The sequence below is a fragment of the Flavobacteriales bacterium genome, from assembly GCA_016712535.1.
Classification (GTDB): domain Bacteria; phylum Bacteroidota; class Bacteroidia; order Flavobacteriales_F; family PHOS-HE28; genus PHOS-HE28.
This window is the reverse complement of record JADJQW010000004.1, coordinates 376103-401245: the sequence shown is the minus strand read 5'-3', so window position 1 is coordinate 401245 and position 25143 is coordinate 376103. Positions and strand designations below refer to the sequence as shown.

The following is a 25143-nucleotide window of genomic DNA, read 5'->3' as shown; positions in this document are numbered from 1 at the left end:
CCGCTCACTTCTCCCCATACCGCGGATCCGGCTTCCACGGCAGCTTCTCCATGCTGACCGTGCGCAGCGCGCAATGCCCGAATTCCTCCTCCACGACCCCGGTCAAACGGTACACGCCACGGCCACGGAACGGGAAGCGCTCCGCCACGCTGGGGAACTGCGTGCTGTCCCAGAAGTCGCCCGCGGGGTCGATGAAAGAGCCGAAGCTCATGTAGCTCCCCGATTGCGTGGTGGTGGTCTTCACGTGGATCATGTAGCCGAGCATCGTCACGCGCAGGCCGATGTGCTTGTCCATGTCGCGCTTGAGGATGAACTGAGGGGCAGAGGCGAATGGCGAAAGGGAGTTGGTGAATGGGGCCTGAGCGCGCATTTCCCATTCGCCATTCGCCACCGACCATTCGCCGCACTCCACCAACGAGAACGGATCGCACAACGGGAAGCCGAGCAGCTCCAGCTCATCGTAGGCGTCGGCGAGCGGGTAGAACTGCAGGTCGGGCAGCTTGGGCTCCTCCACGCGCGTGATGAAGAGGTCGCCATCGCTTGAGACCGCAGCGGGGCGGTGCAGCAGGGTGAGGTCCCACAGCAACTGCGGCTTGCTCTTGCCGGTGAAGCGCAAGGCGCCCACGCGAATGAGGATGCGCGCCTGCTCGATGCCCAGCGGCACGCGCTTCAAGAGGTCCTGCAGATCGGCGAAGGGGCCGTGGCGGCGGCGCTCGTTCAGGATCAGTTGCACGGTGTCGCCCTCAAGGCTCTTGATGTTGGAGAGGCCGAGGAAGATGCGGGGAGGAGGTGAATGGCGAATAGGAGTTGGCGTATGGTGATCTCCTCCATTCGCCATTCGCCATTGACCATTCACCTGCCGGTCTTTTACCAAGGAGCACAGCTCTTCACTCCGGTTCACGCACGGCGCCTCGATCACAGCACCCGCGCGCTTCGCCTCGTGCAGGTAGAACTCCGTTCGGTAGAAGCCGCCGAAGTTGTTGGCCACGCCCACGAGGAACTCCAGCGGATGGTGCGCCTTCAGGTAGAGGCTCTGGTAGCTCTCCACGGCATAGCTGGCGCTGTGGCCCTTCGCGAAGCTGAAGCTGGCGAAGCTCTGGATCTGCCGCCACACCTCTTCGGCCTCTCCGGGCGGATAACCGAAAGCCTTGCAGTTTGCGAAGAACTTCTGCTCCACCACCTTGAACTCCGGCCGGTCGCGGTAGCGGATGTTCATGCCGCGCCGCACCGTGTCCGATTCCTCCAGGTCCAGCCCGCCGTAGAGATGCACCACCCTGATCACATCCTCCTGGTAGACCATCACGCCATAGGTCTCGGGCATGATCTCCAGCAAGCGTTTGGGCGCGAGCTTGCGGCGCTCGGGATCGTTGTGGCGCAGCAGGTATTCGCGCATCATGCCGCTCTCCGCCACACCAGGACGGATGATGCTGCTCGCCGCCACCAGCCCGAGGTAATCGTCCACCTTCAGCTTCTTCAGCAGCATGCGCATGGCGGGGCTCTCCACATAGAAGCAGCCGATGGTATCACCCTTGCGCAACAGCTCCTTGATGGCGGGATCCTGCTTGAAGCGCGGGATGTCGTGGATGTCGACCGCTGCGCGGAAGCCACAAGGCTCAAGCTCCTGGTCACAAGCTTCAAGGGAATGCGCCCCGGCATTGAAGCTTGGGACTTGAGCCTTGTGGCTTGAAGCTTGACTCACCAGCTCCACCGCATCCCGGATATGCCCCAGCCCGCGCTGGCTCAGCAGGTCGAACTTGTGCAGGCCCATGTCCTCGCATTCCAGCATGCTGATCTGCGTCACGGGGAATCCCTTCGGCGGACGGAACAGCGCCGTGAAACGCGTGACGGGCCTCTCCGTGATCACGATCCCGCCCGCATGGATGCCCAGGTGGTGAGGCATGCCGATGAGTCGCTTGCTGTAGCTGATCACGGCTTTCGCCACTTTGTCCAGCTCGCCGCTCTTGGCGTAGCTGCTCGGCCGCCCGCGTGCGTAGTAGCCGTGGCTGCCCTCGCTCAGCGCATCGATCTCCGCCGGCGGAAGCCCCACGGCCTTGCCCAGCTCGCGGATGGCGCCGCGCCATTGGAAGGTCGTGTAGGTGGCGATCTGCGCGGCGTGGATTCCGCCCGCACGGCCATCGGCTGTGTTGTACTTGTTGAACACGTAGCGGTACACTTCGTCGCGGTCCTTCCAGCTGAAGTCGATGTCGAAGTCGGGCGGCTTCTTGCGCGCGGGGTTGATGAAGCGCTCGAAGTAGAGGTCGAGCTCCATGGGGTCCACATCGGTGATGCGCAGGCAATAGGCCACCAGGCTGTTGGCGCCGCTGCCCCTCCCCACGTGGAAGAAGCCCCGGCTGCGCGCGTAGTCCACGATGTCCTGGTTGATGAGGAAGTAGCTGATGAAGCCCATGCGCTCGATCACGTCCAGCTCGTGGTGCATGCGCGCCAGCACCTTCGGCGTCACCTCCGGGTAGCGGTAGCGCAGGCCCTCACGCGCATCGCGATGCAGCTTCTCCCGGTCGGCGCGCAGATCGCTGGTGAAGGCCGCGCGCGTCTTGTCGCTGCCATCGAAGGCGATGCTGCATTGCTCCAGCAGGCGTTCAGCGTTCCCCAGCAGTTGCGGCCATTCGCGGTAGATGCGGCGCGCTTCCTCCTCGCTGCGGAAGCACTCATCGGGTCCGGCCAATTCCTCCTTCGGCAGCATGCTCAACACGGTGTTCTTCGCCACGGTGCGCAGCAGGCGATGCACGTTGTGATCGCTCTTGTTGCGCAGCGTCACCGGCATCAGGGCCACCAGGTCCTGCGTGCGCTTCGCCCAAGGCGAGAAAGGCAGGCGCGTGAGCTCGCCGGGTTTCACGCCCACACGCTCATTGGGCTTCAATTGCTCCGGCGCATGCGCGAACGGGTAGATGAAGAACGCATCATCCAGCTCCGGCGCGCGCTCCGGGATCGCCTCGTCATCCAGCAAGTGCGGGCTCAGCAATTCGTTCAGCCGCTGGAAGCCGTTGTTGTTCTTCGCGATGCCGATGTAGAGCAGCCGCGCGCCCTGCCGGAACTCGATGCCCGCGACAGGCCGGATGCCGAACCGCTGCTGCGCATCGCGCACGAGGTCGGGGATGCCCGCTGAGCAATGGATGTCGGTGAGCGCGAAGGAGCGCACACCGGCCTTCGCCGCTTCTTCAAGCAGCGCCTCCGGCTTCATCACGCCGTGCTTGAAGCTGAACCAGCTGTGGCAGTTGAGGTACATGAGTAGATTGACGCTTTCCCCGTCGATCGCGGGCCCCAGAAGGTATGGTGCGCGAACACGTGCCGAAAACGGAACTTCGCGCCCGATGTCAGACACCCCCTCCCGCACCGAGCTCTCCGCCCTCGGCGAATTCGGCCTCATCGAGCGCATCGCCTCGCGCATCCGGTTGCACAACACCAGCTCCATCAAGGGCATTGGCGATGACGCCGCCGTGATCGACCCGCAAGGGCTGCACCAAGTGGTCACCACTGACATGCTCCTTGAGGGCGTGCACTTCGACCTGGGCTATGCTTCGCTTCGCCACTTGGGCTACAAGGCCGTGGTGGTGAACCTCAGCGATGTGTACGCCATGAACGCTGAGCCACGGCAGGTCACGGTGGCGCTGGGCCTCAGCAACCGGTTCCCGGTGGAGGCCGTGGACGAACTGTACGCGGGCATGCTGCTGGCGTGCAAGAACTACGGCGTCGATCTCGTGGGCGGAGATACGAGCAGCAGCCGGAGCGGGCTGGTCATCGGCATCACCGCCATTGGATCGGCCAAGCCGGAGGAACTCGTGTACCGCAACGGCGCCAAGGAAAACGACCTGCTCGTGGTGAGCGGCGACCTCGGAGGCGCATACATGGGCCTGCAGGTGCTGGAACGTGAAAAGGCCGTGTTCACCGAGACAGGCGCTCAGCCGGAGCTCACCGGCCATGAGTACATCCTGGAGCGCCAGCTGAAACCTGAAGCGCGCAAGGACATCATCGCCTTGCTGCGGAAATTGGGGGTAAGGCCCACCAGCATGATCGACATCAGCGATGGACTCGCCAGCGAGTCCATCCATATCGCGCTCAGCTCCGGCCTTGGCGTGAAGATCTACGACGAGAAGATCCCGATCGACCCGGCCACGTACCAGACCGCCCGCGACTTCAACCTCGACCCCACCACATGCGCGCTCAATGGCGGTGAGGATTACGAACTGCTATTCACCATCGCTCAAGCCGATTACGAGAAGGTGAAGGGCAACCCCAGCCTGACCGTGGTGGGCCACATGACCGATGAAGCCAGCGGTCATCAGCTCGTGGATAAGCAGGGCGGGCAGCACGAGCTGCGCGCGCAGGGCTGGGATGCGTTCATGAAGAAGGCCTAAGCCGCCCGTCCCATGCGCTTTGCCCTTTCGCGGATGCAATCCGCGAAAGGCGATCCGGTCAATCTGCTTTCGGCCCATGCCACTGGATCCATGTAGTCGAGCACGCCGCGCTCCATCGGGTCGTCAAGAAGGACCAGCGCATCATCGCGGAAGGCGGTGAGCCTGGCCCGCGCATCATCCTCGCCGCGCGCTTGCGTCAGCTGCGCGATCAGCCTCAGCAGGCGCGGCTCGAAGCGATGCTTCCGCCCGTGGAGCTTCATGAAACGCTCCGTGTTCCGGTGCGCGTAAGCGAGCAGTTCGCGCTTGCCGCAATCGTATAGCAGCAGCAGGTGCATGAGACGGGTGAAGCAGCTCACATCGCTGAGGTCGTCGTGCCGCGCGGCGTTCAGCAACGCGTTGGTCCAGCGCAGCGCCTTTTCAAGCTGGCCCGAGCAGAAGAGGGCATAGGCGCATTCGTACTGAAGGACCGCGCGCCGCACCGGACCAAGCCGTTGTGCATGATCGCGCAGGCCGCGTTCCACCACCGGGATCAGCTCAACTGCTTTCGCTGCTTCGCCCAGCCGCAGATGCATGCTCAACTCCAGGCTAGTGGTCGTGGCGAACAGTTTCAGGTCAAGGTCGTCGTTCTCCGGCATGCCCCATTGGCCGGGCAGCGAGCGGAAACGCTTCAGCAACGCGAACGCCTCCTGGTATTGGCCGCACTGGGCGGTCACATAGGCCAGGTTGCTGATCACGCCGAGGATCAAGTTCGGTTCGTCCATGAAGGCGGCGCGCTCCCTCTCGAGAAGTGCGGCATTGGCTACGAGCTGCGCGCGGCATTCGTGGTTCATGCCCAAGGCGAATGCTGCAGCCGCTCGGATGTGATGATGCAGGAATCGCGCACGGGCGGATAGCAGCGTGGCGCCATCCTGCAGCAGCGGCTCGCTCAGCAATTCCCGGATACGGGCGGTTGATTCCGATTCCCTCGCCGCGCCTTGATGATACATGCGCAGGAACACCTTGCTCTTGATGGACCAGAGGCGGTCCACTTCGGCTTGCGAACGGCGGGCGGAATCGTCCTCGACGGCGATGGCATCGATTCCTTTTTCATCGATTCCGCTGTAGTTCCGGCATTCCAGCAAGCGACGCTCCCATTCTCGCACAGCCCCCAACGAAGCCTGCCGCTCATGCCGCAGCGCTAGCCGTCGCGCGCTCTGCAGCACCTTCAGCGCATCCGCGTAGAGCGCGCGCTGGTGCAGGATCTCCGCCTGGTGCAGGTGCCGATGGATTCGCGCATCAACGGAGCTCTCCGCATGGAAGGCCTCAAGGCTGTGCAGGATGGCTTCGTACAGGCGCCGCTTAGTGATGGCGAAATGGCGGGTAAAGGGTTCTCCTTGGAATCGATCGATCAGCGCTTCCTCGTTGTAACGCTCCATGTCAGCAATGGCATTGAAGAGCAGCTCCTGGTTGCCGTGCTCATGCCCGCCGCGGGCGACGTGAAGCTTGAAATAGCGCTTCTCCGCCGGGCTCATCGACGCGATGAGCCGATGCACATGATCCTGTGTCCTTGCTGGCATGCGGTATCCGCTTCGCAAGTGAAACTAGAGCGCCTCCCTCAAGGGGGTGCACGTCAATCGGGCAACGGCTTCCCGTGATCAGCGAAGGGAGGAAATGAAAACGCCCGGGTAACCGGGCGCTCATGCAAAGTACCGAATGCTGGGGGGGTCAGTTATTCGGCTTCTTCTTCTTGTTGCGCTCACCATCGCCGACATCGTCGCCATCGTCGCTGATGGAGCTTCCGCCAGAGGTGCCGCGCAGATTCCCGGGCTTGCCAGCGGCATCGTTTGAATCGAGGGATGCACCGCCCGAGCTCTTCGTGTCCCCGAGGTTCTCTTCCTCATGCTGGCAAGGAGCGAACCCATCATCCTTGGAGCAACCTGAAACGGCGAGCATGGCCAAGATGGCTATCGCGCTGAACAGGTTAAGGAAGGTGCTTTGGCGTTTCATGACGGACCAAATGTATAGTCGTCGTGGGGCGTTTGCAAGCCTTCAACGCGATTTGTTACGACCTGTTGCACAGGGAGTTCTATGAGCACGATGGTGCCTCTTTGCCGTTCGCTGGCCGCGTGCGACCGTTCCTTGGGGCCGTCTATCCGGATATCCGTCAGCTCAAGCCTGCGCAGCACATCGGCCCTGCCCTTCGTGATCTCGATCCCGCGGGAAATGTGGTCGTTCTCAACCCCCGATTTCGCTCTTTGGCTCTGCTCCACGCCGATGCCATCATCCTCGATCCGAACCACTACCCTGCCCGGCTCAAGAGCGGGTGCCGCCGTTATGGCCACATGCCCCTGGCCCTCCATCGGCAGGATGCCATGCCAGATGCTGTTCTCCACATAGGGCTGCAGCATCATGGCTGGCAGGCGCACCTGATTCGCATCCACTCCGGCATCAACGGTGATGGTATACCGGAACTTGTCCTTGAAGCGCATGTGCTCAAGCTTCAGGTAGAGTTCAAGGCGCTCCAATTCCTCGGCGAGGGTGGTGGTATCGCTCTGGCTGGCATCGAGGTTCTTGCGGATCAGCTTCGCGAAACTGGTCAGATAGCGGCTGGCGGTGGCGCGGTCCTGACGATTGATGTGGAACTGGATGCTGTTCAGCGCATTGAACACGAAGTGGCGGTTCATGTTGGCATTGAGCGCCTGCTGCTCCAATTGCAGCATCCGCGAGCGCAGCATCAGTTGGCGGGTCTTCTCGCGCCGTGCCCTGCGCGACGCTCGGATGCGATGGATGGCGTACGCGACGGACGCCATTGCAATCGCGCACAACGCGAAGAACCACCAGCGGGCCCAGTAAGGCGGGTCGATCCGGAAACTGAACGCAGCCGGCTCGCTCCAAGGCCCATCGCCGGCGGCCGCGATCACTTCAAAGGTGTACTGGCCATGCGGCAGGTTGCTGAAAGAAGCAAAGCGTGCATCGGTGGGCGGCAGCCAGTCCGGATCGAGGCCCACCAGGCGATAGCGGTAACGCACCTCTTCCGGGCGGGCGAATGCCGTGGCCGAGTAGTCGAAGGTGAGGTAGTGCCGCCGGTAGTCCACATGCAGTCCGATCGGAAGGCCCTCGGCATCGAGGCTGTCGCATTGGTCCTTCCAGAATGACGGCTGCAAGAATGAGCGGACGCCATGGATGCTGATTCCCGGTGCCGTCGCATGCGCGGCACGAATGCCAGGAATCACAGGCCCCTGGTAGAGCACCAGCCCTGTCGCGCTGCCGAAGAGCATGCGGCCATGCGTCCAGGCGTGCGCCGAATTCAGGTTGAACTCGAGACCGCGCAGGCCATCGCTCATGGTCACGTGCTGGCGTGCCGACGAATCCGTCAGGATGCTATCGGCATCGAACCGGAACAGGCCATTGTTGGTGCCGGCCCAGATTCTACCAGCTTCATCCGAACGGAGGAAGTTGATGTAATTCGATCCGAAATCATCGGCGAACCGGATGGTGCGGACACCGCCCGGCAGCAGGCAAGAGACCCCGTTGGCGGTGCCCACCCAGGTACGTTGCGCTCGATCCCGGACCATGCAGAGCGCCGTATGATCGCTCAGTCCTTGATCCATGCCGATCCGATTGAAGCGACCCTCCCGGAAGGTGAAGAAGCCGTCATCGCCCACCATCTCCAACCCGTCATCAGCAGAGGCCATGATCGCACGCACGGACCGCTGAGGACCGTGATCACCTGTTTCGTGGCGGAACTGCCCGGTGCCCGGATCGAAGGAGTAGAGCCCTTCGCGCGTGCCGCACCAGATGCGCCCGGTGCTGTCTTGATGCAAGGCGAACACCCTTGACCCTGCTAATGGCGCATCGCCGCGCTGGCGCTGCACCACGCCGTTCACCACATGCGCCAGGCCTTCGCTGGTGCCGAACCAGAGCGAGCCATCGCGATCAAGGAGACCGCACCATACCGTGTTGTTCGGAAGGCCATCGAAGGTGGTGATCATGGCCATGCCGTCCATGCGGCAAATGCCATTGTCGTATGTGCCGAGCCAGAGGTCGCCTAGGGCATCGGCCGTGATGCTCATCACCAGGTCGCTGCAAAGGCCGTCCTTCACCGTGAAGGTGACGAACCGATCCCCAAGATACCTGAGCGCGCCTGCGCCGTCGGTCCCGAACCACAGGTTTCCCTCACGGTCCTGGTAAGCGCACTGGATATTATCGTTCGGAAGTCCTTGATGCACCGTGAAGGTCCGGAGGCGCTTCCCTTCAAGCATGTTCAGGCCCAGCTTCGAGCCTATCCACAATCTGCCCCGGTCGTCGCGCAGCAAGCAACGGACGTTATTCTGCAGCAGCCCGTTCTCCTCATCGTATTCCGCGAGCAATGCGCCGTTCGTCGCCACGCGATAAAGGCCGCTGCCAAGGGTGCCGACCCACCAGCTGCCGTCATCGGCCTCAGCCAAAGCGCTCACAAGCTTCGGCTCAGCGTCGCCGACCGGGACATCTGCACAACGGCCATCGGCGCAATGCAACAGGCCGGTGCGATGCCCAACGAGCAGGGAACCATCGCGCAAGAGCAGCATGGCACGCACATTCGGTGCTCCGATAGGATACCCGGCCATGAGGTGCACGCCCTTCGAATCTCGATGGTACACGCCGCTTCCATCCGTTCCTATGTACAGGTCTCCGCCAGGCGCCGCAGCCATGCTGAGCACGCGTGCTGCGCGATCACTGCCTGGCAGGCGCTCTTCGATCAACCTCTTCCCCTGGACCCGCACGATGGCATTGCCGGAGCCCAGCCAGAGCGTGCCTTCTGCATCAAGTGCGATGGCGCTCACCAAAGGGTCCGGCAGGCCGTCCTGCACAGAGCGGTTCTGGAACACAAGGCCATCGAACCGGCTGGCTCCGCCCAAGGTGCCGTACCAGAGGAAGCCGTCGGCATCGTGGGCGATCGCGCGCACCTGGCTCTGCGCGAGGCCATCACGCGTCGTGACCTGTCTGAACGCATGCTGTTGCGCTTCGCTCGCAGAAGCGGCGGCTAAGGCAACAAGCAGGGCGCAGGCACGCATCGCCCGCAAATCTCAGAACGTATTGATCAATCCGAGGAAATCGGGCAAACGCCGGCGCGACACGGGGATCATGGTGCCATTGTCGAGCATGGCCATGTTGCCTTCGGTGCGGCTGAAGCCCTTCAGGTGCTCGAGGTTGATGATGTACGACTTGTGCACGCGGAAGAAGGTCTTGGGGTCCAGGTTGTCCTCGAACACCCGGATGTGCTTGCTGCTCACGCTGCGCTTGCCGTCCTTCAAGTGCACGGTGGTATAGCTGTCGTTGGCCTCCAGGTACATGATGTCCTCCTGCTTCAGCAGCACCAGGCCATCGCGACCGGGGATGGCCACGCGCGTGCTCAAGGGTGAGGCCGGATCCTTCATCAGGGCCGCGATCGCCGAGGGCTGATTGCTATGGAGCTCTCCGGCAGCCTTCGCCATTTTCTTCACCGCACGCTCCAGTTCCTCATGGTCGATGGGCTTCTCCAGGTAATCGAGCGCGTTCTCCTTGAAGGCCTTGAGCGCGTATTCATCATAGGCCGTGGTGAAGACCACCGGCAGATCGAGCTCCGCGATGGAGGCGAGCAGCTGGAAGCCATCCTCACCGGGCATCTTGATATCGAGGAAGAGGGCATTGGGCTGCAGCTCCTGGATGCGCTGTCGGGCCTCGGCAGCGCTCCCCGCTTGTCCAACCACTTGCACCTCGGGGCAATGCTCTTCGAGCATCATGCGGAGGTTCTCCCGGGCATCGGCCTCGTCGTCAACGATCAGCGCGCGCAGTGACATGGTGTTCTGGTTTGGCGAAAAGATAGACTGAAGGCGCTGCGCGGAAGTCGATCGCCAGCCTTCGGCAAGGGTGGGGCGAGCAACGGCGAAGGCATCATCCGTCGCACTGCGCCCATAACCCGCTTCGCAACGTGCACGCCCGATCGGCGCATTGAGCGTATCCCCCGCTCACTTGACGGGCTTTGCCGCTCCTCGTTCATCACCTCCGCGACGCGCTGCCCCACGCTAGCTTGGTGCCACGAACGCCGGAAAAACCCCTCGTTGCCATGCGTACTGAAAGGACTTCACTCTGGATCTTCAATGATCAGGGCAGCTAGCCTGCCCATGGGATAGGGTTTGGTTTTGGTTTGGTGGTGGGAGGCCCGGTCGGCAAGAGCTGATCGGGCCTTCGGCCTTCAGGAACCCGCTAAGGCCAGTTGGCGTATGAAGCCCAATTCCACCCTGGCATGGCCCACCAGCCCCTCGAGCTCCGCTTGCGCATCGACCAGATCGAGCGCCTGCTCATGTTCGATTACGAGCCCGGCACCGAGGGCGCGCTGTTCGATATCTGCGATGCCAGCGGCCACATCGTGAAGTCAGGCGATGTGCGCGGTCCGGTGACCCGCGTGCGCATCACCGACCTGATGGGTGAGGACTACTACCTCATGGTGCTCGACGGAGAGACCTCCGCCGTGCAGCCTTTCCAACTCCGCCGCGTCGCTTGACCTCCTCCACGCCGATCGTTCCCACGTACCGCGCCCTGACCATCGCCGGCAATGTGCTGGAGAAGGATGAGCAGGGGGAGGCGGTGTACTCGCTTGTGGTGGATACCACGCTGCCCGATGCGGTGGAGGTGGTGTACGAGCTGCGCTGATTCCCGCTTCTGTTTCCAAGTTTCACGACCGTTCGTGTGATAGGACGTTTCGTTCCTCGTAGGGCATGCATGAGACTTGGCGCCTCGCGCTAGGTTGGCGTTGCGCACCGGTCACATCCGGCGCCGAATACCATGACCGCTCGGTACTCCTTCCTGCCCGGCATTCTCCTGCTCGCGCTGAATACGGCCCATGCACAAGCCTTCTCCGAACTGGATATCGGTGACGTGCGCGCCCGGTTCTTCTCGAATGGCCGCGTAGCCGGTGGCGGCAGCCAGAGTACCTCCCAGTACGAGGTGCCCATTGGTGAACCCGCGAGCCCGCTCTATGCCGGCGGCCTCTGGCTCGGAGGACAGGATGCCAATGGCGGCTTGCGCGTCTCGAGCACGCTCTATGATTCTTTCGGCACCATGCACTTCTTCCCAGGGCCCCTCAAACTCAATGGCACAACGGACGAAGCCACTTCAGCGACCTACGACCAAGTGTGGCGCGTGAGCCGGGCCGAAGTGGATGCGCACCACGCATATTTCCTATGCCTGAATGACCCTGGCTGCGACCCATCCATCCTTTTCCCGAATGGATACACTATCCCGGCGTCCTTCACCGCTTGGCCCGCCATGGGCGATATAGCTGCGGGCTACGACGCATACCTCGCGCCATTCCACGACTTCAACCAAGATGGCTACTACGACCCGGCCGATGGCGATGCACCTTGCATCATGGGCGACCAAGCGCTCTTCAGCGTCTTCAATGACTACCTCGGCGTCGCGAACGGCAACACGGGCCTGGGGGTCGAAGTGCAACAGATGCCATTCGCGTTCAACAGCTCGGATCCTGCCATCAGCCAGTCCGTGTTCGTGTCCTACCGCCTGATCAACCGCAGCGCGCAGACCTACACCAGCACCATGCTCGGGTTCTTCAACGACTTCGATATCGGCTGCGCCAGCAACGACTTCATCGGCTGCGACCCATCGCGTAACCTGGCCTACGCCTACAATTGGGACAACTTCGATGCGAGTTGCACGGGCCAAGCCGGATATGGGGTGCAGCCACCGGCGTTCGGCATGGCTGTGATCAAAGGACCACTGGTCGAACCCGACGGGTCGGATGATGCGCAATCCAACGCGCTGCCCAATTGGAACGGCCGGGGCTTCGGCGATGGGATCATCGACAACGAGCGCTACGGGCTTTCTCACTTCATGTACTTCAACAGCTACTCATCATCCTGCTGCAACGACCCGGCAACGACGGTGCATGCCTACAACTACTTGCGCGGCATCTGGAAGGATGGTACGCCCATGAGCTATGGCGGGTCGGGCTACGATCCGGACCCTGATGCGCTGCTCTGCGCGTTCATGTTCCCCGGCGATGGCGACCCTGTAGGAGCGGGCACCGGTGGACAAGTGCAGGCGCCGTGGAGCGAAACCGCCCAGACACCAGCCACACCGGATCGCCGCGGACTCATGGGCATGGGAGCCTTCACGTTGGAACCCGGTGAGAACATGCACCTCCTATTCGCTTACGTGTATGCGCGCGCTTCGAGCGGCGGACCAGAAGCGAGTGTGGTTGCATTGCGCTCTCGCGTGGATAGCGTACTGGCGTTCGCGCAGACCCTGCCTGTTTGGAATGTCGGCGAGACAATGGCCTTCGGCAATGGTTGTGCGGATTACACCTCGGTGAATGTGAGTGAGCCGCATAGCACGCTCCAGCTCGCGCTCTTCCCCATCCCCGTTTCCGACGCGGTACACTTCCAAGCGCCGAACGACCTTGCTGGTGGTGCATTCACCCTGCGCGATGCCACGGGCCGCACTATCCTGCGGCAGCGCATACAGCCTGATCGCAACAGCATCGATGTGCGCGCGCTTGCGGAAGGCGTTTACCTCTACGAGGCCGTTGCAAGGAATGCACGGCACACGGGGCGCATCCTGAAGGAGTGATGGCGAGATATCGGAATGAGCGACAGCCCCTCGAACGCCTCGAGGGGCTGTCAAGCACATAGGCTGTTCCGTCTAGGTGGTCGCTTGCGGGCGTAGTGCACGCCGCAGCTGCGTGGCCAGCACCCAAGCCGCCGTCGCGATCATGCCTACCATGAGCAGGATGTCCGCTCCGGGCCAGTGCAACGTCTTGAACATCATGCCGCAGAGCGCTGTGACGATCGATGGGGCGAACCAGCCCGGCTTGCTGATCTCGATGGTCCATGGCACGCGTCTTCGAGCGATTCGAAGCACAATGGCCACGGCGGTGAGCAGAGCGCTGAACAGCACGATGGTGCCCGCTCCCGGCCAGTGAAGGAGCTTGAAAAGAACGCCTACGATGAGGCCGGCCAATCCTAGTGCGCGCAGGTTCATAGTGGTGCGGTTTGCAAGCTGAATGCGCGCGCAAGGCTGAGGTAACGCGAAACGAGGCTGGTGCCCGAAGCCCCTGCACCATGTCGCGGGGCCGAATCGATCTAGGCCGGTACCACTTTCCTGTTCATCATCTCCTCCACCGCATCCGCTTCAACGGGAATGTCAGCGAACAGGTCAATCGGGGTGTCGCGTGTAACGAGGATGTTGTTCTCCAGGCGGATGCCCAGTTTCTCCTCGCGGATGTAGATGCCCGGCTCCACGGTGAAGACCATGTCCGGCTGGATCATCTCGTTCCACAGTCCCACATCGTGCACATCCAAGCCGAGGAAGTGGCTGGTGCCGTGCATGAAGTACTTCTTGTACAGCGGCTTCTCCGGATCCTGCTTCGCCACATCGTTCTTGTCGATGAGCCCGAGACCGATCAGTTCGCTCTCCATGATCTTGCCCACCTGCTTGTGGTAGTCGGCGAGCAGGGTGCCGGGGCGCAGCAACTGCGTGGCCTCATTCTTCACGCGCAGCACCGCGTCGTATACATCGCGCTGGCGCTTGGTGAAACGGCCGTTCACGGGGACGCACCGCGTCAGGTCGCTCGCGTAGCCGCCGTACTCGCAGCCGAAGTCCATCAGGATCACATCGCCGTCGTTGCACATCTGGTCATTGGTGATGTAGTGCAGCACGCAGGCGTTGTAGCCGCTGGCGATGATCGGCGTGTAGGCGTGCCCGCGCGAGCCGTTGCGCAGGAACTCGTGCGTGATCTCCGCCTCGATCTCGTACTCCTTCACGCCGGGCTTCACGAAACCGCATACGCGCTCGAAGGCCTTGCCCGTGATCGCGATCGCGCGTTGGATCTGCGGCACCTCCTCCTTCGTCTTGCGACTGCGGATGCGGTGCATGATCGGCGCGCTCCGCTTCACGCTGTGCAGCGGATATTGGGCGCGCAGTTCCTTGTTCTTGCGCTCCTCGCGCGTCTCCACCTCGTTGCCTTGGCGCAGGTGCTCGTTGCTGTTCAGGTACAGGTGCTCGCATTGCGGGACCAGCCGCTTGATCGTGGCCTCGTAGCTCGTGGTCCACAGCACGGTGGCGATGCCGCTCAGCTCGCTCGCTTCCTTCTGGCTGAACTTGGCGCCTTCCCAGATCGCGATCAGCTCGCTGGTCTCGCGCACGAAGAGGATCTCGCGGTCCTTGGGATCCATCGCATCGGGGAAGAGCAGCAGGATCGTCTCCTCCTGATCGATACCGCTGAGGTAGAAGATATCGCTGGCCTGCTTGAATGGCATCGAACCATCAGCGCTCGTGGGCATGATATCGTTGCTGTGGAAGATGGCAAGGCCGCCTTTCTCCATGGCTTGGCGGAAACGGAGGCGGTGCTCGCGGTAGGTGGCGGCGGAAAGGGGGGCGTAACGCATGGCTGGGAACTGTGAATGGCGAAGGTAGTAGAGGTATGTCTTGGGCTGCCGGCAGCAGTCCTCGCCGATCATCGGACTACTTGCTGCTATCCTTGGCGCATCTGAACTTCACACCATGCCAAAGCCCAACAAGACCCACGCCACCGCCGCCAGCGTCGATGCCTTCATCGACAAGCAGCCGAAGGAGGAGGTGCGCGACGATTGCCGCGCGCTGATGAAGCTGATGCATGAGCTCACCGGCGAGGAGCCGCACATGTACGGCCCGAGCATCGTTGGCTTTGGCGCCTACCACTATACCTACGCCAGCGGCCATTCGGGCAGCGCGCCCTTGGCGGCCTTCAGTCCGCGCAAACCGGATCTGGTGATCTACCTGGGTCAGGAAGCCTTGGATTCGACGACACTGGCTAAGCTGGGCAAGTCGCGGGCCACCAAAGGCTGCCTGTACGTGCGGCGCCTCGCCGACATCGACCTGAAGGTGCTGAAGGGGATGATCAAGAAATCGATCGCGGCCACAAGGAAGGCCTATCCGCAGCGCTGAAGGCCTAACCCCTGAACCGCACCATCACCGTGTTCCCTTTCTCCTCGCGCGTGATCTCCAGCTTGTCCTTCAGCGCATTCACCAAGGAAGAGAGCGAGGCGTGACCGTAGCTGCGCGGATCGAAGCCGGGATCGAGGCGGCGCAGGGCTTGACCGATCTTGCTGAGCGAAGCGGAATCCTCTTCGCCACTGGCGATGGTGAACGCCTTGCGCAGCTTGTTCATCAGTGCGGTGTTGGCCGAAAGCGGACTGGAGGCGCTGCCCTTCCGGCGGTCGTTGGCGGGCCGGGCCGGGGTCGCCGGTGACTCATGCACATCGAGGTTCTCAACGTAGATGAAGCGCTCGCATGCTTTCACGAAGGCATCGGGGGTCTTCTTCTCGCCCACGCCCATCACGAAGATGCCGCTCTCGCGCAAGCGCGTGGCCAGGCGCGTGTAGTCGCTGTCGCTGCTCACGATGCAGAAGGCATCCACCAGTTCACCGTGGAGGATGTCCATGGCGTCGATGATCAGGGCGCTGTCCGTGCTGTTCTTGCCCTTGGTGTAGGCGAACTGCTGGACGGGCTGGATCGCATTCGCGTTGAGCAGCTCCTTCCATCCGCTCATCCCGGTGGTGGTCCAATCGCCGTAGATGCGGCGGATGGTGATGGTGCCTTGCTTCGAGACTTCTTCCAGGATGGCGGCGAGGCGCTTCGGAGCCGCGTTGTCGCCATCGATCAAGAGCGCGATGGTGGTGTCGTTGATCTTCTTCATGCGGGGACAAGGTAGAGCGGGCCCCGGTGCAAGGAAGACGCACCAAGGGAGACCGATGACGCAGGGCCCCGCTCTGTTTACCGTTGAACGGCACGACCTTCGCCACGCCGCGGACCATGAGACCCACGCGCCTCCTCTCCTATTCAGCCATCGCCCTGCTCCTCGCCTCCTGCTCCCGCTATCAGGACGTGGTGCTGCATGAGATCACCGATGCCGAGCTGATCAGCATGAATGCGAAGTCCATCGCCTTGCGGGTCGATGCGCGGATCGAGAATCCCAACGGTTTCCGGATCCATGTGGAAGAGCCCGATGTGGACCTCTTCCTGAACGACCGTTACATCGGCAAGGCACTGCTCGATTCGGCGTTGGTGATAGACAAGAAGACCACCTCGGTCTATCCGGTGTACATGCACGCCGACCTCGCAGGCGGGCCATTAGTGGCCATGCTCATCACCAGTGCGCTGAGCGGCGAGGTTAAAGTGGGCGCGAAGGGCTCCGCTGCTGGCCGCGCCGGTGCGTTGAAGAAACGCTTCCCCTTCGATGTGAGCCAGGTGATCAGCCTCAGGGACTGACCACCGGCCGTTTCTGCACCACTACTTCGAATCCGAGGAGGCCGTCGGCGATGCTCACTTCCTGCATGTGGCCATGCGCACCGGGCAGGTCGGGGTAGATGCTGCGCGCCATCCAATGGTCATGCAGGAAGTCATCGGTGAATGTGTACGTCCAATACGTGCGGTGATTCTCGACATCCATCACCTGATGCGTGCTGGCCGATGGAGGGCCATGCCCGATGTAATTGGACCAGAGCAGCGCACTGGTCACCAGCGGACCGATGGCCAGGAGGTTGAATAGGAACCACTCCAAGCGCTCCATGCCCATGCGCAGCCCTGAGCGAGCATAGGGAAGCAGGTTGCCCACGAAGCAGAGGCCGATGAAGAAGCGCATCAGCAGGCCATGGTCGATGAGCGTCCAGGGCACCACCGTGAGCGCGCTCACCAATCCAACGAAGACACCGAGGGCCATGAAGGTGCCGGGCCAGCTGCGGTCGAGCACCTCCGATGGGGGGCCTGATCCAACGGCGAATGGTTGATCGCGCCGCCGGGCATCAGTCAGGACCGGTGCGCGAGCGACTTCCTTTGAAGGATCCATGACGCTCGGACAAAGTAATCCGCCCAACCGGCTCGCACGCGAAAGCAGCCCCTACCTCCTGCAGCATGCGCACAACCCGGTGGATTGGTTCCCCTGGGGCGAGGAGGCCCTCGCTAAAGCACGCTCGGAGAACAAGCTGCTGCTGGTGAGCATCGGCTACAGCAGCTGCCATTGGTGCCATGTGATGGAGCGCGAGAGCTTCGTTGATCCCGCGATCGCCGCGCTGATGAATGCGCGGTACATATGCGTTAAGGTGGATCGCGAGGAACGGCCCGATGTGGACCACGTGTACATGACCGCCGTGCAGCTGATGACCGGCCGGGGCGGCTGGCCCTTGAACTGCTTCGCATTGCCCGATGGCCGCCCAGTGTATGGCGGCACCTACTTCCCGCCGGAGCAATGGAGCCGTGTGCTCACCGACCTGAATCGGACATGGCAGGCAGAGCCGACCCGCGTGATGGAGCAAGCGGCACGGCTGCAGCGCGGGGTCGCTGGCAGCATGATCGCTCCAGACGAGGCAGCGCCCATCGCCGAAGCGCGAGCAACCGTGCTGCGCATGGCCGAGGCCTGGAAGCCGCGGCTCGATCAGCAGCATGGCGGCGCCGACCGCGTGCCCAAGTTCCCCATGCCAAACAACTACCAGTTCCTGCTTCGCTTGGCGGTGCTCACCAACGACAGGGAATTGCTTCAGCACGTGGAGCTCACGCTCGACCGCATGGCCATGGGGGGCATCTTCGATTGGGTGGGCGGCGGCTTCGCACGCTACAGCACCGATACCCTGTGGAAGGTGCCGCACTTCGAGAAGATGCTGTACGACAGCGCGCAGCTCGTATCGCTCTACAGCCAAGCCTATCAAGTGCTGAAGAAGGCGATCTACAAGGAGGTGGTCACCCTCACCATCAGCTTCATCGAGCATGAGATGTCATCGCCTGAAGGCGCGTTCTTCAGCGCGATCGATGCCGACAGCGAGGGCGAGGAAGGCCTCTTCTACGTGTGGTCCGATGACGACCTGCAGGAAGCGCTCGGCCCCGAATACGATCTGGCCCGCGCCTACTTCGACATCGGCGGGAAAGCCTTGTGGGAGCATGGCCGCAACATCCTGAGGCGCGGCATGCCCGATGCCGACTTCGCGCGCGCATTCGGCATCGGCGAAGCGGAGCTGGGTGAGCGCCTCGCGCGGATCCGGACCTTGCTGATGCAGGCGCGCAACAAGCGCGTGCGCCCGGGCCTCGACGATAAATCGCTCACCAGCTGGAACGCGCTCATGGTCACCGGCCTGTGCGATGCCCACGAGGTCTTCGGCGAGGAGCGATGGCTCAGCCGAGCGGAGCGTTGCATGGAGCACTTGATGAAGGAGTGCCGCAAGACCGATGGCGGCTTGCGTCATAGTTGGAAGGCGGGAACCGCTTCCATCAATGGCTACCTGGAGGACTATGCGTTCACGATCGAGGCCCTATTGGCGCTCTATGGCCTCACCTTCAATGAGCGCTGGCTCACCGATGCCTTGGCACTGGCCGAACATGCCATCCGCCACTTCCGCGATGAGTCCACCGGCTTCTTCCACTTCACCAGTGACCAGGATGCGCCCTTGATCGCGCGCCCCATGGAGCTCGACGACAATGTGATCCCGGCGAGCAACTCCGCGATGGCGCGCTGCCTATCCGCGTTGGGCACCTATCACGACGATGCCCGATTGGGCGGCATGGCCGAAGCGATGCTCGCGCGCATGCTCCCGCGCATCGCCGAGCATCCATCAGGCTTCAGCAATTGGGGCCATCTCGCGCTGATGCGCGGATGGCCTCTGCACGAGATCGCCATTACGGGGCCTGAAGCGCTGCGCCTGCGGCGCGATTTCGCGGAGCGGTACATCGCCAATCGGCTCTTCCTGGGCACAACGGGTCGTTCGCAATTGCCCTTGCTGCGCGACAAGGCCCTGCCCGGGAGCATGATCTTTGTATGCGTGGAAAAGAGCTGCCAGCTTCCCGTACCCACTGTTCAGGAAGCCCTCTCCCAGCTGCGATGACGATGTTCCCCGGACTGCGCCTCCTCCTCCCTTCAACTGCACTGTTCCTGGCCGTATGCGAAGCCCTCCCGCAAGCACTGCTCGTGATCCCGGGCGCCGAGGAAACGGATCTTCCAGCCTTCAACGAACGCTTCATCGCGCGCAACGGGATCGCCAGCATCGTGGGTGAGCGCCTGGTGAAGCGCGACGGTGAACCCATGCGCACCGAGCGGGAACGACTGCTCTATCGCTTCGATGACGCGGGCCGGCTGACCTACAGCAACAACTCCTACGGCCAGCCGGGCACCGGGCGCGACACGGCTTCCATCGCCTACGAGCACGATGCCGATGGCCGGGTGGTTCGGCGCTTGCGCAACGACCTCGGCGGCCACTTCGCGTATGTGGTGGATCATGATGCGGAGGGACGTGTGGTCCGGGAGACCTATCAGCGGATCGAGAACCTGGGGAGCAACCGCTACGAATTGGTGCCCGGCGCCGTCATCGAGGTGAGCGACGAGCACTTCCGCTATGCGCGCCTGAACGACAGCACGGAGCTCAAGTCCTACTTGAATAACCTTGACCTGCCCTATCGTGAGCAGCTCTTCACCAGTGATCGGCGCGGTTACCTGCTCGCCATCGACGACCATTACCTGGTGAGCAACCGGCGCGGTCGGATCGCCTTCCGATACGATGAGCAGGGCCGCTTGGCCGAACGCACGGAACAACCCGACCTGGCTCAGGCCCGGATCACGCGGCGTCTTTGGCGCTACGATGCTGCTGGCAATGTGATCGCGGGCGAGTACTGGCTCGGCGAAAAGCAGGTCTCACGGGACGAGTACGTGTACGAGGAAGGCACCATGCTGCCCAAAGCACGGCTGCGCAAGGACATGTCCTCGGGCAATATCCATGTGCTGAAGTTCGTAACGACCCGGCGCTGAGCCGAGCTCAAGCTCCCTTCTTCCGGGGCTGGGTCACCTTGGCCTCTTTGCCATAGAGGGGCACCAGGTAGGCGAGGTCGTCCATTGCACCATCACGCAATCGCTCGTCCGCTATTGCGAGCATGGCGCGCGCATGCGGACGAACGCCTGGCCTATGCGTGATCAACGGGTGCCGGGACCACAGCTCCGTGGCCTTGTCAGCGCCATCTCCGAACACAGCGCATGATCCGGCGCTCTCGGCCCATGCCTCTTCGAGCAGCAGGGGCGCGGCTTCGCCATGCACGCGTCCATCCGGACCGAACGCTTGGGCGAACACCTCCATCCGACGCGCGTCGATCATGGGCCATGACGCGTGGCCCTTCAATCCCGCCGACTGCACCAGGGTCTCCAGGGTGGACACGCCGATGATCGGGATGCCGAGCGCATAGCAGAGGCCCTTGGCCGCGCTGAGCCCGATGCGCAGTCCCGTGTAGCTGCCCGGCCCGATGCCGACGGCCACCGCCCCGAGCATGCGCATGTCAGCGCCGGCTTCGCGCAGCACCGCATCGATGAACACATTGATCTTCTCGGCATGCACCAGGCGATCGCTCGCAAGCTCCTGCTCAGCCAGCAGCACGCCGTCGCGGCCCAAGGCCACGGAGCAGAGCTTGGTGGCGGTCTCGATGCAGAGGATCACGGGCACGGCGGCGAAGATGGCAAGGCGATGCGTGGCAACGCGCGCATCATAGGCGCGCCAAGCGCATGGCCCACCGGATGAAGAAGGGCTTGAAGGGCGGCCTCAGCGGAGCGAGCGTTCCCCACGCCCGCTTCTGCACGCTGCGCTCATTGCTGAAGGCGAGGAAGGAATGGCGGCCACCGCTCTTGCCGAGGCCGCTGTGATTCACGCCGCCGAAGGGCTGCCACGGATTCGAGCTCACGGCCATCAATTCATTGATGGCCGTGGTGCCGGCCGTGGTTCTGCGCATGATCGCCTCGGTCGCGCGCTTGTCGTTGCTGAGGATGTAGAATGAAAGCGGCCGCTCCAGCTTCTCGATCACCGCCAGGGCCTCATCCAGTCCGGTGTATGCGATCACGGGCAGCACCGGGCCGAAGACCTCTTCCTGCATCACGGCCATGTCCGTGGTCACCCCCGTGATCACGTGGGGGGCCATGAAGCGCTCGCCTTCGCGCAGCCCGCCGCCGATGGCCACGCGCGCGCCCTTCGCCACCGCATCGTCGATCAAGGCCTTCACGCGCTGGAAGTTGCGCTCGTTCACGATCCGGCCATAGTCAGGTGAGGATTCGAGGCCTTCCCCGGAGGAGTCATACAACCGTGGGATCTCTTCCGCGCAGGCAGCGATGAACGCATCGACCTGACCTTCATGCACCAGCGCGTAATCGGGGGCGATGCAGGTCTGGCCCGTGTTCATGCACTTGCCCCAGATGATCAGGTTGGCCGCCTTCCGGACATCGAAGCTCTTATGCAGGACCACCGGCGATTTGCCGCCAAGCTCCAGCGTCACCGATGTGAGGTGCTCCGCGGCGGCGCGCATCACCACCTTGCCCACGGCCGGGCTCCCGGTGAAGTAGATGTGGTGGAAGGGCTTGGCCAGCAGCGCCGTGGTGGTGGGAACATCACCCTCGATCACCGCCACGTCCGCTTCATCGAAGAGATCGGTGATCATGCGCTTGATGAAGGCGGAGATATGCGCGGAGACCTCCGAGGGCTTCACGACCACCGCATTGCCCGCAGCGATGGCGTGCATGAGCGGCAGGACGGTGAGCTGCAGCGGATAATTCCAAGGGGCGATGATGAGCACATGCCCTTTCGGCTCGTAGCGCGTCCATGCCTTCAGGCCGGACATCGCCAAAGGCACCGGTGCGGGCTGGTCCTTCACCCATTCGCGCAGATTGACATGCACATGCCGGAATGCCGCGAGCATGGGCAGCAGCTCGATCACCTTGCTCTCTTCGGGCGAACGGCCGAGGTCCAGGCGCAGGGCCTCGGTCCACTCCCGCATCCTGTCCTTGTCAAGCAGGTATCGCTCGATGCCCCGGATGCGCTCGAGCCGATCCTTCACGGCGGAATCCTTGAGGCGCTGCAGATTCCCGGGAGCGCGCTGCAACGCGTAAAGACGGTCGGCCTCGGCCACATTGCTGAATCGCTGGTCGGTCATGCGGATGGCGCTTGCGCAGCGCCGTGCGCAAATGTCCGTAAGAACGGGCCCGAGGCGGATGCACTGATCAGAGCGCCACGGGCATGCCTTGGAGGATCTCGAGGTACTTCTGCGCCATCAGGTACTGGTACTTGGCGGCGATCAGGTCGGCCTGCGAGCGGTTCACCGTGGCCTTGATGGTGGCCAGCTCCATGCTGGTGATGGCTCCTTGCGCGAAGCGCTCGGTGGCATACGCCTCGTTGAGGGCTGCGGCATCCACCGCTTTCTGGGCAGCAAGGAACTGCTTGTAGGCCGAGCGTTGCGCCACGATGGCATCGAGCACATTGCGCTGCAGGTCGTTGCGCACGGCAACGAGGCTGTTGCGTGCGCGTTCGTGCTGCACGCGCGCGCGGTCGATGGACAGCCGGTTCTGCATCTGGTTGAAGACGGGGACGTTGAGCTGGAAGAGCAGGCTCTGGTTGAGGTTCTGGTCGAGCTGCTTGCCGAAGGGCGTGAGCTCCGTGTTCACATTGAAGGTGGGCGCGTACACCAGATCGCCGCCGAGCGTGCTGCCGATCACCACCGGATCGCCGATGATGGGCTCTCCCACTTGCTGGAAGTTGCGCCCGCTGTAGCCCGTGCCGACGGATCCGCTCAGCCCAAGCGTGGGCATGCTGCCGGATCGCGCGATGCCGATGCCTTTCTCAGCGCTCTGGGCCTGAGCTTCGGCCTGCGCGAAGCTGGGGTTGCTGCGCAGGACATTGGCCAGCACCTCAGCGGGGTCCGCTGTGGGCTCGGTGATCCGCAGGCCGGTGATCGCCGGTGCCTGGATGTCGAAGCTGAGCATCTCTTGCGGCTCCAATTGCAGCGCACGGCCAAGGGCGAGCATGCGCTGGTCGGACTGATTGCCCAGGTCAACGACGGAGAATTCCTCCTGCGCCAGTTGCGATTCGATGGCCAGGAGGTCGGCGCGAGCGAGCCGGCCCGCCTCCACGAGCGCTTGGGTGCGTGCGATCTGCTCGCGCGTGCTGGCGGCCTGCGCCTCCGCTGCGGCCTTGCGCTCGCGCAGCGCCACCACATCGAGGAAGGCCTGCACGGATTCGAGGCGGGCCTGATTGCGCGCTGCGTCGATGCCCAGGCGCGCGGCCTTCGCATCCACCTCATTCCGCCTGATCACCGATTGCTTGCGGAAGCCCTCGAACAAGCTGAGCGTGCTGCTCAGGAAGAAGTTGTTCGTGCGCACCCGGTCGTTGGCGAAGGTGTTCGTGAAGCGGTCGATCACGCGCCCATAATTGTAGCCGTGCGTGGCTCCGCCGTTCAGGTCGGGCGCGAGCGACCAATAGCCCTGGTCCTTGGTCTTGTCGGCCAGCTCGGCATCGAGCTGGGCATTGAGCACGGAGAGGCTGCGCTCTTCGGCGCGCTTCACGCATTGCTCCAGGGTCCATGCTTGCTGCGCGGCGGCGGGGATCGAAAGGGCGATGGATGCGATGACGGGGATGGCTCTCATGGTCCGGTTCTCCCGCCTGCAATGCGGGTGCGGACCAAAAGTACCGGGGACGGTTGGCTGCCGAAGGCCGCTGTGATGAGCGGCGCATCGCCGGGGCGATCAGTTGCCGACCACCTTGATCTCAACCCGGCGGTTGGCCTCGCTCTCCTCCTTGTTCTTCGGATTGGGGTAGAGCATCTGCGCATTGCCGATACCCACATAGCCGAGACGTTCCGGCTCCACATCGTTCACCACGAGGAAGTCGTAAACGCTCTTCGAGCGGGCAGTGCTCAGGTCAATGAACTCTTTCTTGTTCTTGAAGGTGGGGCCGTTCACATGGCCTTCGATCTCGATGCGCACCTTGGGATTCAGCTGCATGAACCGGAGCAGGAGCAGCAGGCTGGCCTCGCTCTGACGCATCACCTTGTCCTCGTTGCCCACGAAACGGATATCGTCAAGCACCACCCGCTCGCCAGCCCCCACAGGGTTCAGCTTCAGCTGGACCTTCACCTCTGGCTCGGTGCTGCCCTTCACGCGCATGGACTGGAACATGTAGCCCGCGCGCACGCATCCGATCTTCAGGTTGCGGTACATGTCCATCTCGAACTCGTAGACGCTCTTGCCCTTGGCTTCCACCACTTCGCTGAAGCGCATGCCGTCGATGGTGAGGTTGGCATCCACGGGCTTGCCGGTCTTGGCATCGAGGACCTCCACGATCAGTTTCTGCTTCTTCTTCGTTGCCTCCTCTGGATCCGGCTCGGGCGGCGGTGGCGGCGGATCATAGTGGAACTTGATGGTGTAGCCCGCCAGCGGCCGGTCCTGGTAGTCGACCACCAGATAAAAGAGGTCGCCCTGCTTCACCTCCATGCCGCGGCTGAAGCTGCTGCCCACGCCGCTTCGGACATATTGGTCGGGTGCGTCCTTTCGCAGGCCGCAGATCGAGCGGTTGCTCTTGTCGTTGCGTGAGATGTTGCTCCGGATCGGCATCACCGCCTTGGTGGCCACTTTATCGCAGATGCCAGGTATTGCGCCTTCGAAAACCAGGAAGTCGATGTCGTCATCGATGTTGTCGGGGATGATCTCGAAAGTGAGGATGGTGGTGGCCGGGCTACGGAACTTGTACCAGGTGCTGTGGTGCTCGCGCTCGAACCACTGGGTGTGGTCGCTGGGATTCTCCTTGATCTCGAGCTTGTTGCCGAAGCCGCGCACCGCTTGCGGCTGGTGGTAAACCGAATCCGCGATGAAGATGGCGCCGGAACAATCACCGTTGTCCTGGGTCAAAGGGGCTGCAGGTCGCTGCGCCAACGCGCCATGCGAAGCAGCAGCGACGACCAGCATGGAGAGGCTGCGGGCCAATTTCACGGCCCG

The 25143-nt window shown here is 62.8% G+C and carries 21 protein-coding genes; 8 read left to right on the top strand and 13 right to left on the bottom strand.

All coding sequences use genetic code 11. The features are described from left to right. Positions 1-4: 4 nt before the first annotated feature. The gene (locus IPK70_16160) at positions 5-3244 is read right to left on the bottom strand and encodes a DNA polymerase III subunit alpha (protein ID MBK8228697.1); all 3240 of its coding nucleotides are present in this window, start codon (positions 3242-3244) and stop codon (positions 5-7) included. Between the two features lie 85 nt (positions 3245-3329). Here IPK70_16160 and thiL point away from each other — a divergent pair, with 85 nt between their 5' ends. Then, positions 3330-4373 carry a thiamine-phosphate kinase gene (gene thiL / locus IPK70_16155; protein MBK8228696.1) on the top strand — a complete coding sequence of 348 codons (1044 nt, stop codon included), beginning with the start codon at positions 3330-3332 and terminating at the stop codon, positions 4371-4373. On the opposite strand, the gene IPK70_16150 is transcribed toward thiL, so the two are convergent. From IPK70_16150 to IPK70_16135, 4 genes are all read right to left on the bottom strand, one after another. Beyond that, entirely contained in the window at positions 4370-5929 is a 1560-nt protein-coding gene (locus IPK70_16150; GenBank protein ID MBK8228695.1) for a hypothetical protein, read from the bottom strand. The two genes, thiL and IPK70_16150, sit on opposite strands and share 4 nt — an antisense overlap. A 148-nt stretch (positions 5930-6077) precedes the next feature. Next, positions 6078-6359 carry a hypothetical protein gene (locus tag IPK70_16145; GenBank protein ID MBK8228694.1) on the bottom strand — a complete coding sequence of 94 codons (282 nt, stop codon included), beginning with the start codon at positions 6357-6359 and terminating at the stop codon, positions 6078-6080. Beyond that, positions 6356-9406: a histidine kinase gene (locus IPK70_16140; protein ID MBK8228693.1), complete on the bottom strand. Its 3051-nt coding sequence runs from the start codon at positions 9404-9406 to the stop codon at positions 6356-6358. Before IPK70_16140 ends, IPK70_16145 begins: the two co-directional genes overlap by 4 nt. Before the next feature lie 12 nt (positions 9407-9418). Continuing rightward, complete coding sequence (locus tag IPK70_16135; GenBank protein MBK8228692.1) at positions 9419-10171, bottom strand: response regulator transcription factor; 753 nt, start codon at positions 10169-10171, stop codon at positions 9419-9421. 446 nt (positions 10172-10617) lie between these two features. Here IPK70_16135 and IPK70_16130 point away from each other — a divergent pair, with 446 nt between their 5' ends. From IPK70_16130 to IPK70_16120, 3 genes are all read left to right on the top strand, one after another. Further along, entirely contained in the window at positions 10618-10875 is a 258-nt protein-coding gene (locus tag IPK70_16130) for a hypothetical protein (GenBank protein MBK8228691.1), read from the top strand. Beyond that, positions 10872-11024 carry a hypothetical protein gene (locus IPK70_16125; GenBank protein ID MBK8228690.1) on the top strand — a complete coding sequence of 51 codons (153 nt, stop codon included), beginning with the start codon at positions 10872-10874 and terminating at the stop codon, positions 11022-11024. The genes IPK70_16130 and IPK70_16125 overlap by 4 nt, the downstream gene beginning before the upstream one ends. Before the next feature lie 132 nt (positions 11025-11156). Beyond that, positions 11157-12959, top strand: coding sequence for a T9SS type A sorting domain-containing protein (locus tag IPK70_16120; protein ID MBK8228689.1), 1803 nt, complete (start codon positions 11157-11159; stop codon positions 12957-12959). A gap of 72 nt (positions 12960-13031) precedes the next feature. On the opposite strand, the gene IPK70_16115 is transcribed toward IPK70_16120, so the two are convergent. Both IPK70_16115 and IPK70_16110 read right to left on the bottom strand, forming a co-directional pair. Next, positions 13032-13370 carry a hypothetical protein gene (locus IPK70_16115; GenBank protein MBK8228688.1) on the bottom strand — a complete coding sequence of 113 codons (339 nt, stop codon included), beginning with the start codon at positions 13368-13370 and terminating at the stop codon, positions 13032-13034. A 101-nt stretch (positions 13371-13471) separates the two neighbouring features. Then, complete coding sequence (locus IPK70_16110; GenBank protein ID MBK8228687.1) at positions 13472-14776, bottom strand: aminopeptidase P family protein; 1305 nt, start codon at positions 14774-14776, stop codon at positions 13472-13474. A 115-nt stretch (positions 14777-14891) separates the two neighbouring features. On the opposite strand from IPK70_16110, the gene IPK70_16105 reads away from it, so the two are divergent. Continuing rightward, complete coding sequence (locus IPK70_16105; GenBank protein MBK8228686.1) at positions 14892-15314, top strand: DUF1801 domain-containing protein; 423 nt, start codon at positions 14892-14894, stop codon at positions 15312-15314. A gap of 4 nt (positions 15315-15318) precedes the next feature. On the opposite strand, the gene IPK70_16100 is transcribed toward IPK70_16105, so the two are convergent. Then, the gene (locus IPK70_16100; protein ID MBK8228685.1) at positions 15319-16065 is read right to left on the bottom strand and encodes an NYN domain-containing protein; all 747 of its coding nucleotides are present in this window, start codon (positions 16063-16065) and stop codon (positions 15319-15321) included. Between the two features lie 116 nt (positions 16066-16181). On the opposite strand from IPK70_16100, the gene IPK70_16095 reads away from it, so the two are divergent. Next, positions 16182-16637 (top strand): LEA type 2 family protein, encoded by a 456-nt coding sequence (locus IPK70_16095; protein MBK8228684.1) that lies wholly within the window; start codon positions 16182-16184, stop codon positions 16635-16637. On the opposite strand, the gene IPK70_16090 is transcribed toward IPK70_16095, so the two are convergent. Continuing rightward, positions 16627-17214: a hypothetical protein gene (locus tag IPK70_16090; protein MBK8228683.1), complete on the bottom strand. Its 588-nt coding sequence runs from the start codon at positions 17212-17214 to the stop codon at positions 16627-16629. The genes IPK70_16095 and IPK70_16090 overlap by 11 nt on opposite strands. Here IPK70_16090 and IPK70_16085 point away from each other — a divergent pair. Beyond that, a complete protein-coding gene (locus IPK70_16085; protein MBK8228682.1) occupies positions 17213-19237 on the top strand; it encodes a thioredoxin domain-containing protein in 2025 nt (674 codons plus the stop codon). The two genes, IPK70_16090 and IPK70_16085, sit on opposite strands and share 2 nt — an antisense overlap. Beyond that, the gene (locus tag IPK70_16080; protein ID MBK8228681.1) at positions 19234-20154 is read left to right on the top strand and encodes a hypothetical protein; all 921 of its coding nucleotides are present in this window, start codon (positions 19234-19236) and stop codon (positions 20152-20154) included. Before IPK70_16085 ends, IPK70_16080 begins: the two co-directional genes overlap by 4 nt. A gap of 7 nt (positions 20155-20161) precedes the next feature. Here IPK70_16080 and tsaB read toward each other — a convergent pair whose 3' ends face one another. The 4 genes from tsaB to IPK70_16060 form a co-directional block, all read right to left on the bottom strand. Beyond that, the gene (gene tsaB, locus IPK70_16075; protein ID MBK8228680.1) at positions 20162-20836 is read right to left on the bottom strand and encodes a tRNA (adenosine(37)-N6)-threonylcarbamoyltransferase complex dimerization subunit type 1 TsaB; all 675 of its coding nucleotides are present in this window, start codon (positions 20834-20836) and stop codon (positions 20162-20164) included. 40 nt (positions 20837-20876) lie between these two features. After that, the gene (locus tag IPK70_16070; protein MBK8228679.1) at positions 20877-22310 is read right to left on the bottom strand and encodes an aldehyde dehydrogenase family protein; all 1434 of its coding nucleotides are present in this window, start codon (positions 22308-22310) and stop codon (positions 20877-20879) included. A gap of 67 nt (positions 22311-22377) precedes the next feature. Further along, entirely contained in the window at positions 22378-23796 is a 1419-nt protein-coding gene (locus IPK70_16065; protein ID MBK8228678.1) for a TolC family protein, read from the bottom strand. A gap of 99 nt (positions 23797-23895) precedes the next feature. Beyond that, positions 23896-25137 (bottom strand): OmpA family protein, encoded by a 1242-nt coding sequence (locus IPK70_16060; protein ID MBK8228677.1) that lies wholly within the window; start codon positions 25135-25137, stop codon positions 23896-23898. Positions 25138-25143: the final 6 nt, after the last annotated feature.